General features: G+C 65.0%; 6 protein-coding genes. 3 read left to right on the top strand and 3 right to left on the bottom strand.

Annotated elements, in window-relative coordinates; genetic code table 11:
* Positions 1 to 361: 361 nt before the first annotated feature.
* The 3 genes from GPT33_RS11270 (at position 362) to GPT33_RS11260 (ending at position 3,648) form a co-directional block, all read left to right on the top strand.
* The gene (locus GPT33_RS11270) at positions 362 to 2,590 is read left to right on the top strand and encodes a peptidoglycan-binding protein (protein WP_296808830.1); all 2,229 of its coding nucleotides are present in this window, start codon (positions 362 to 364) and stop codon (positions 2,588 to 2,590) included.
* Positions 2,580 to 3,155 (top strand): protein disulfide oxidoreductase, encoded by a 576-nt coding sequence (locus tag GPT33_RS11265; RefSeq protein ID WP_296808827.1) that lies wholly within the window; start codon positions 2,580 to 2,582, stop codon positions 3,153 to 3,155. Before GPT33_RS11270 ends, GPT33_RS11265 begins: the two co-directional genes overlap by 11 nt.
* Positions 3,156 to 3,288: 133 nt before the next feature.
* Positions 3,289 to 3,648 carry a sulfur globule family protein gene (locus GPT33_RS11260; protein WP_232407108.1) on the top strand — a complete coding sequence of 120 codons (360 nt, stop codon included), beginning with the start codon at positions 3,289 to 3,291 and terminating at the stop codon, positions 3,646 to 3,648.
* A gap of 287 nt (positions 3,649 to 3,935) precedes the next feature.
* Here the strand turns inward: GPT33_RS11260 and GPT33_RS11255 are convergent, their stop codons facing one another.
* The 3 genes from GPT33_RS11255 to GPT33_RS11245 form a co-directional block, all read right to left on the bottom strand.
* Positions 3,936 to 5,294, bottom strand: coding sequence for a VWA-like domain-containing protein (locus tag GPT33_RS11255; protein ID WP_296808824.1), 1,359 nt, complete (start codon positions 5,292 to 5,294; stop codon positions 3,936 to 3,938).
* A gap of 64 nt (positions 5,295 to 5,358) precedes the next feature.
* Positions 5,359 to 6,444 (bottom strand): AAA family ATPase, encoded by a 1,086-nt coding sequence (locus GPT33_RS11250; protein WP_296808819.1) that lies wholly within the window; start codon positions 6,442 to 6,444, stop codon positions 5,359 to 5,361.
* Positions 6,445 to 6,724: 280 nt separating this feature from the next.
* On the bottom strand, positions 6,725 to 7,621 hold an 897-nt coding region (locus tag GPT33_RS11245; protein WP_296808811.1), incomplete at its 5' end, for a hypothetical protein.

Raw genomic sequence — 7,621 nt, 5'->3', positions numbered from 1 at the left:
GCTAAAAAATAGATCATTTTAAACCGCGTCGCCGCTAAGGGCCGTGGATGCACCAAACGTCGAGCTCACTCGAAAGTCAGCATCTCGCTCTGGACGCGGTTTAACCTAGATCCGGCAGTTGATCGCTTCGTGCTTTATGGAAGGTCTTGACGGCCTTGACGATCGCGCTCGTCTGACGGCTCACCGGCTGGGTGAAGGCCGCTACGACCCCTGGAGCACGCCCCGCGCGGCGCCCGACTGCGTTGCAACTCGTTGGCGTAGAACCACTACGCCGCCTCGTCGCGCCTTGCCGGACACCGCGCGGGACGCACTCCAGGGGCCGTTCAACTGCCGGATCTAGGTTTAAAGGAGGCGAGCGTAAATGAGGATGAGACAGTTCGGCTTCATGCGCGATCTCGTCGGGGTCGCGGCTTGGGCGCTGGCCTCGATGTCGGCAGCCGCTTGGTCGGTTGCCGCGGAGTCGAGCGAGGAGGCGACGAGCTCGGTTTCGGTGACCGATGCCGTCTACACCACGGACGGCAGTTCGCATGAGCTCATGCTTGCGGCCTATCGCGCCTGGTCGGAGACCCGGTGGCGCGACTACGACCGAACACAGGATATCTCCCCCCGACAGATGCTCGTTCTGCTCGAGGTCGCCGAGCGGACCGGGGCCAATCTCGGGCAGGCGCTGGCCACCGGAGAGATGGAAAGCGCCTACACCTGGAACGACCACGTGCGGCCTACCATCGCCGAGGGCCGGCTGGGTTCGGCGACCGGTGTGTGGCAGTTCCTGCCCGCAACCTTCCACGGAATCATCAAAAAGTACGGCGCCGAGCTACTGAGTGCGACCGAGGCCGCGGCGGATCGCGAGTCCATGGACCTGGGGGAAGGCCCGTTCTCCGACGCGCTGGTCCGTCGCCTGATCCGAGACACGATCGAGGGCGAGCGCGATGCCAAGGACGAGGAGGTGCAACTGCTGCGTCACAATTTTGCGGTGCTTGCCTTTGCCAAGCACTACCTGAGCCTCGACTCGGGGGCGACGACACCCGAGGAGGATTATCTCTTTCACTTTCTCGGTGCCGGGGAAGGTCGACGGGTCCTCGCGCTGGCGCGTGGCGAGGCGCGCGATACGCTCTGCGTGAAACCTGTCGAAGAGCCGACGGCGCCCCTGCAGGATTGGCCGGGCGGCGCGGCATCGGGTAGCGACATCGCGAGCCTGCAGACGGATATCGGGCGTGATCCCGCGGCGTGGGCCGCCGCGGATCGGCGCCTCGGCTCGGTTCGCGATGGCTCCGAGCCGCTCGGTCTGCGCCGGCCGGATCGGTTGTCCGGGTCGCTGCAGCAGCGTGCGGATGTGATGATTCGCGCACGCCGACCCTCGGACGATGTCGTCGTGTCCAGGCCGGCGCTCATGGACGCGGCCTATGCGCCCGCGCTCGGGGTTCCTTCTGCCTTCGACGCCCCGCCCGCAATGTCGTCGCAGTGGGGGCTGCCCGCCGACTCGCCGACGGTCACGGGCAACCTCGGGATGTTCTACCGCGACGGCCGAGGGCAGACGCAGCCCTACACCTGGGGCGAGTTCCTGGATCATCTGGCCAGACGCGTGCGGGCCGAGAGCCAGCCGTCGATGGTGCGGGCCAAATACGGTGTCGGCTTCGATTTGGCCGGCGGCGATATGCCGGAGCGGGCCTTCGACCCGGCGAAGCCGGTCGCTCCGGCGAACTTTAGCCATGGGCCGGAGCGGCGCGTGACGGTGCCGGCGGCGCTGGTGACCGGGCCGCTCGATCGAGACGAAACCCGCCATTACAAGGCGCTACTTGCCGCACTGGTGGGCCGAGGCGAGGACATGCCGATGGAGACGCTGCCGCCGCGCGCAGCAGCGGCATTGCGTCACCTCGGATTCTTGGCCGCGACGGCGTCGGGGACCGATACGCGCGATCCCGCGGTGCAGAAAGCGTTGCGCGATTTCAGAGAAGCGGTCGGTAAGGCCGAGCCGGATGATCCGGAGCATCGGCACCGCCTCATGCCGACCGAGCGGGTCGCGCTCGAGATCTACGATCGCCGCATCGCGCGCTATGCCGCGCTGCAGGCGGGCCAGCAGGTGTCCTTGTCCGATTCGGCGGATCTGAGTCGAATCAAGACACTGCCGAGCGGATTGCAGCGATTCGCCGCGCCGCACCTGGTTCAGCTTCAAACGGCCTTGGCCGAGCGCGAGCTTCTGAAACAGCCCACCCGGAAGTCCGTTTGGCGCGATAAGAACAAGAAGAAGCGCGTGTCCTACACGACGATCCCGTTCGCGGGCAAGGTCGACACGGCAACACTCGCCGCGTTCGACGCCTTCCAGTGGCGCAACGGTCTGCGCAAGACCGGCGGCGTGTTGGATGCCGCGACACTTGGTCTGCTGGGATTGCCGCCGATGGGTGCCGAGATCTTGCGGCCCTTGTCCGGACCCATGTGCTCGGTTCAGATCTGGGCGGGCAGTCCGCCGATCTGCGGGATTCGCCGAGAAACGCAGGGCCCGGCCGACCTCCTGCGCATCGCCGGGCTCGCGGACCTCGACCCGGAGTCTCGGTTCGAGGGCCTCTTCGAGGGTCTGCCGCATGTCCGGTGATCAGACCCCGAGCGTCTCTGCTCGGCGATCGAAACGTCTGCGCGAATGGATCATCAACATCTTGCTGATCCTGGTGATCTTCGGCGCCGTCCAATGGTGGAAGGCGCGACCTTTGGCCACGGGCGCTGCACCGCCGCTCGTCGGCGTCACCCTGGATGGACAGGCGTTCGACCTCGCAGACCTTGCAGGACGGCCGGTGCTGGTGCACTTCTGGGCGAGCTGGTGCCCGGTCTGCGCTCTGATGGACGGTGCCGTCGCCGCGATCGCCGAGGACCACACCGTGGTGACCGTCGCGATGCAATCGGGCGATCCGCACGAGCTGCGCCGCCATATGGCGGAGACGGGGCACGCCTTCCCGGTCATCGCCGACCCGACCGGGCAGATTGCGCATCGGTGGGGCGTGGTCGGTGTGCCGGCCACCTTCGTCGTCGATCCCTCCGGCCGGATCCGCGATGCCGTCGTCGGGATCGCGACCCAGCCCGGCCTGCGTTGGCGTTTGTGGCGCGCCGGTCCGGAATCGCCCGATCGTGCACAGGAGCCGGCGGTATTCAGGCCGCCGGGTTGAACAATGACGAACCGCAATCCGATCTTAAATTAGAACTTGCTAATTTAGTTATTTCTAATATACTGCTCGCCAGTGGAGGCCGATACGGACTTCACGCTTGCTGCCAACAACATAAATCGATTCGGAGAATAGAATGAACAAGCTTGCTACTGCTGCTGCCATCGCCGCCCTCCTCGGTGCTTCCGCTTCCGCGTCCGCTTGGTGGGGTCCGGGTGCCGGCGGGTACGGCCCGGGCTACGGCTCCGGCCTCGGCGATACCTTCGGCGACATGTTCGGCGACGGCTACGGTGACTTTAACTTCGGCATGAGCGGCGGCGGCAGTGGTCGTGGCTACGGCCGCGGTCAGGGTCGCGGTTATGGCTACGGCTACAACAACCCCTACTACGGCTACGGTGCGCCTTACTACGGTGGCGGCTACCCTTACGCCTACCCCTACGCAGCGCCGGTCGCCCCGATGGCGCCTGTTGCTCCGGCTCAGCCCCAAGTCAAGTAAGATCCGCTTGAATGCCGGTGCGCCTCGGGCGCATCGGCACAAAAAAGGGCCAGGCATCAGCCTGGCCCTTTTTTGTTTGGCGGGTGCGATATGCACGGCGCAAATCCCGATATGGCATGGCGTCGGAAATAAGCCGAGCCCCGAATCTAAACCTTGTCCTAGCCATAATCGTAAACGACAACGGTGGCAAAGGTATTCTCTCGTCGCGTTTTTTCCTTATTCTTCAACCGTTTCTCCCTCAGGCCAAGCTTGTCGGCTTGAGCTCGAATCCTCGCACTCGATGCGGCTCAGCTCAAGAGCAGCTTGCGGCCGAACGGTTGATCCGGCGTAGCGTAGGATTCGGGTACGGCCCAGATCACCGGCCAGCCCGGGCGAAATCTCGCGGGACCATCCAGGTCGGTCAGGACCACGCCGATATCCGGTCCGTACTTGTCGGCCTCTTCGAGCAGGGGCGTGAAATCGGTCCCGCCGCCGCCGTTGAATTCGATGTCACGCAGATCCGATCGTCCGGGCTTGAAATGCGCGACCCGTTGCACCCGGCAGTCTCCGATCACCAGCACCAGTGCGGCCTCCAAGCGTCGCGTGATCGCCTCGATCTCGCCGGCGAAGCGCTCCATCAGGTCGTTCTCGATCGAGCCCGACACGTCGACGATCACCACCAGTCGCGGCACTGACTTCGCCGAGCTGATGCCGGGCTCCCAGGGCAGGCGTCGCCCCGGCCCGATCCGGCCCTGATTCGCGATGTAGGATCGGGCCGGTCTGGACCAGGAGAGATTGGGCTGAATCGAGAGACCGCGTGCCAGCTGGGTGCGCAGGATCTGCTCCCAGGGCGTGCGGATCTTGGGCAGATCCGCGATCAGGGCGCGGAGCATGGAGTGCGCACCGTCTCCGGCATGGGCACGTAGGATGCGCTCGCTCCACTCGCGTGCCTGCTCGGCCTCCAACTCGGGTTGCTTCTGCGCATCCGGTTGGGGGAAGAGGTCGGCATGGGTCTCGGCGCCGAGTGACCTGACCCGTGCCGACATCGGGCCGTCCTCCCGCGCCTCCGAGCGTGTCGAGTCCTCGACCGGGTTGCGCGACGCGCGACCATCTTCACCCGGTTGGCTGTCGCCGATGCCGCCGCGGCGACGTCTGCGGATCTTTTGGGGGCGGCCCTTGTCCGCTGCCCGACGGTCGTCGATGGCGCGATAGAGGCGCTCGACATCCCATTCGAGGAGGGCCTTGTCGACACCGACATCGATGCCGAGCGTAGCGAGCAGGAGCTTGTCGAGGAATACCGACGAGACCGGCAGCTCGAGCCAGCTCAGGTGACTTAAGGCGCTGTTGACGATGGCGTCCGCGCAGATGTTGAAGAGCTCCAGATCCACATCGCCCAAGAGCTGCTGCAGATCCAGATAGCGTTGAGGGTGTCGCAAGGCGATATGCAGCACTTCGTGCGCGACCAGTCCGACCTGCGCGTGCAGCGACAGCCGCTCGAAGGAGGCGCCGTAATAGACGGTATCCCCGTCGGTTGCGACCGGGCCGGGGTCGATCTCGGGCGGCAGATCCCGGTGCTTGACCCAGAGCGCCAGCCCGCCGGTGGACGGCGCGAATTCCACCATCTGCTGTATCGCGCGCGTCCCGCGGTGGCGGTAAAGATCAGTCATCGGGATTCAACTCGCCACTCACCCCTCACCCCTCTCCACTCATCATTCGCCACTCACTCGCCACTCACTCGCCACTCCGCCGCTCCTCCAGGTAATGCCGGTAGCTCGCACTGTCCAAAACGGTCGACTCCAATCCGACCTCCAACGCCTTTTGCATCAGAAGCTCCATCGCGAGCGTCTGTGACTCGCGAATCGGCAGGGGGACCTCGCTGCGGATGTCCGGAAACTGCTCGACGATCTCGAGCGCTCGCGCCATGGTGTCGGCGTCCGTACTGGCGGCGAGCAAGCCATAGATCATGCCGTAGAGCCCGTCGAGCGTGCGGGGCAGCAAGGCGGCGGTCTCCGGGCCCTGGCGGCTCGCCAGCAGGCGTACTACGTCGGTACCGGCCTGGATCTCGCGAAGCACGCCGAAAAACTCCGCGGCGTTGGCGGCCCCGATGCGGCCCTGCACGAAGACCCGTTTGGCGTTCTCGGAGAGCTTGGATTTCAGGACGTTGGAGATGTCCTCCCAACCCCGCGGGCTGGCACCGATCAGGTGGTCGTTGGCAAGCTGCGACTGGGTGTCGTCGAGCTTGTCCGGGCGGACCTTGAGGTAGGCCATGACCTCGGGTGCGAAATCCATGGCCATCGCATGTGCCAGAAAGGAATCGATGACGGTCTGGACGTTGAAATGGAACATGCGATCGGCCAGGGCCGTGCCCATGTCGTGACAGACCGCGCCGTGGAAGCTGGCGTTGCCCGCGGCCACCACCTGCCAACCGTCCGGCAACCGATAGTGACCGACCCGACGGTCGAGGATCAGCGAGTAGGCGGAGATCTGCAGGCGCTGATCCGCGGCCGTGAGCTCGTCGAGAAAGAGGATGCCGTCGGGCTGGTCTGGCGAGGGCAGGAATTCCGGCGGGAACCAGACCGTCTTGGCCAGGTTGTCGTCGGCATAGATGGCGCCGCGGATGTCGACCGGCTCGATTGTGGTCAGGCGCAGATCCACCAAAGGAACCCCGAAGTGGTCGGCGACCTGACGCACGATCGAGGACTTGCCGACACCGCGTGTGCCCCAGAGCATGGATGCGCGTCGTCGCAGGGTCGGATCGGAATACTGCTCGACCAGCGCGGCCTTGGCCGCGGCGATCGAGACCGGGGGGATATTCATCGGGTTGCCGAGCATCGTGACTACTTCTCTCCGAGGTTAAACCGCGTCCTGGTACCACATGCACACCTATGAGGTGGCTCGGCTTTTCATGATCTCAATACGCCTTAAACCGCGCCCAGCGCGGTATGCGATGTTTTTGGATGGGATCGACCCCGGCAGACTTGACGGCCGCTGGAGCTGGCGCGGTTTACATCGGACGCCGTGTCGTTCAATTCTACCTGTCCGAGAAGCCGGCGGTGTGTGTTGGGCACGCTGCGCTTTGCCCAACCTACGGGTCCTTTCAAGCCTCCTGCGTCGAGGTCTTCGGGATCTCGCCGGGCGGGCTCGAGGGTTCTTCTCGCCAAGAGGCCACGGTCAACGGTTTGGGAAAGGGCGGGATCTCGATCCGCGGCATTTCCTTCATCGAGAAGAAAAGCACCATGAGAAGAGGCGGAGAGTGGAAGATCAGCATGCGGATCAGCGACCCTTCAGAGAGCTCCAAGAACTGGATCGCAGGTGCGCCGAAGATCAGACCTAGACCGATCAGCAGCGGGAGTGCGCGCCGAAAGGCGACATTCCAACGTGCCGCGACCAGCCGCTCATGGTAGCGCGCGGGCGGCTCGCGGAGCGTTTCGGCCAGATGCTCGACGGTTCGGGTCAGCTTCACCTCGGCGTCGCGGCTGCGATCGGGCTCCTTCCCGCGTAAGCGTAGGGTGCTTTTCCAACAGGCCTTGAGACGATTGAGACGACGCCAGTCCCATCCGATCACCGCCAGCATGTCCTCCGGCAACGCGATGGTATCGCCGTCCTCGGTGTGCAGCTCCAGCTCGGCCGGCATACCGCGCCCGGTTTGTGCCTTCATCGTCAGGGTCAGACCCGCGACGTGGGCCGCGCCGCGAGTCAGGAGCAGGCGCGTCGGAGCGGCGGCGTCGACGGCACCTCCCGTGGCGGATTCCAACCGGTAGCTTCGGGCGATCCGGTATCCGCTTTTCTCGCGAAAATGGCGACTTGGATCAATGGACTCGATACGCTCGAGAAGGTCGCCGGGATCCGGGCCTTCGATCACGAGATCGGCCTCCAAGCCGTCGGGATGGTGAAGTGTGCGTGTCAGCCGGAATCTGTCCGGTTTGGGGTTCTCGAGCAGCAGAATCTCGCGCACGCCGCTCAGCTCCGCCTTCTCCTCGCCGTGCTCGAAGGG

Source organism: Thiocapsa sp. (genome assembly GCF_011390875.1).
Taxonomy (GTDB): Bacteria; Pseudomonadota; Gammaproteobacteria; order Chromatiales; family Chromatiaceae; genus Thiocapsa.
Note: the sequence above shows the minus strand (reverse complement) of the source record. Positions and strands in the feature narration are given on the sequence as shown.

Coding starts and splice junctions, on each gene's coding strand:
- GPT33_RS11270 (WP_296808830.1), top strand. CDS start 362: ATGAGGATGAGACAGTTCGGCTTCATGCGCGATCTCGTCGGGGTCGCG.
- GPT33_RS11265 (WP_296808827.1), top strand. CDS start 2,580: ATGTCCGGTGATCAGACCCCGAGCGTCTCTGCTCGGCGATCGAAACGT.
- GPT33_RS11260 (WP_232407108.1), top strand. CDS start 3,289: ATGAACAAGCTTGCTACTGCTGCTGCCATCGCCGCCCTCCTCGGTGCT.
- GPT33_RS11255 (WP_296808824.1), bottom strand. CDS start 5,294: ATGACTGATCTTTACCGCCACCGCGGGACGCGCGCGATACAGCAGATG.
- GPT33_RS11250 (WP_296808819.1), bottom strand. CDS start 6,444: ATGAATATCCCCCCGGTCTCGATCGCCGCGGCCAAGGCCGCGCTGGTC.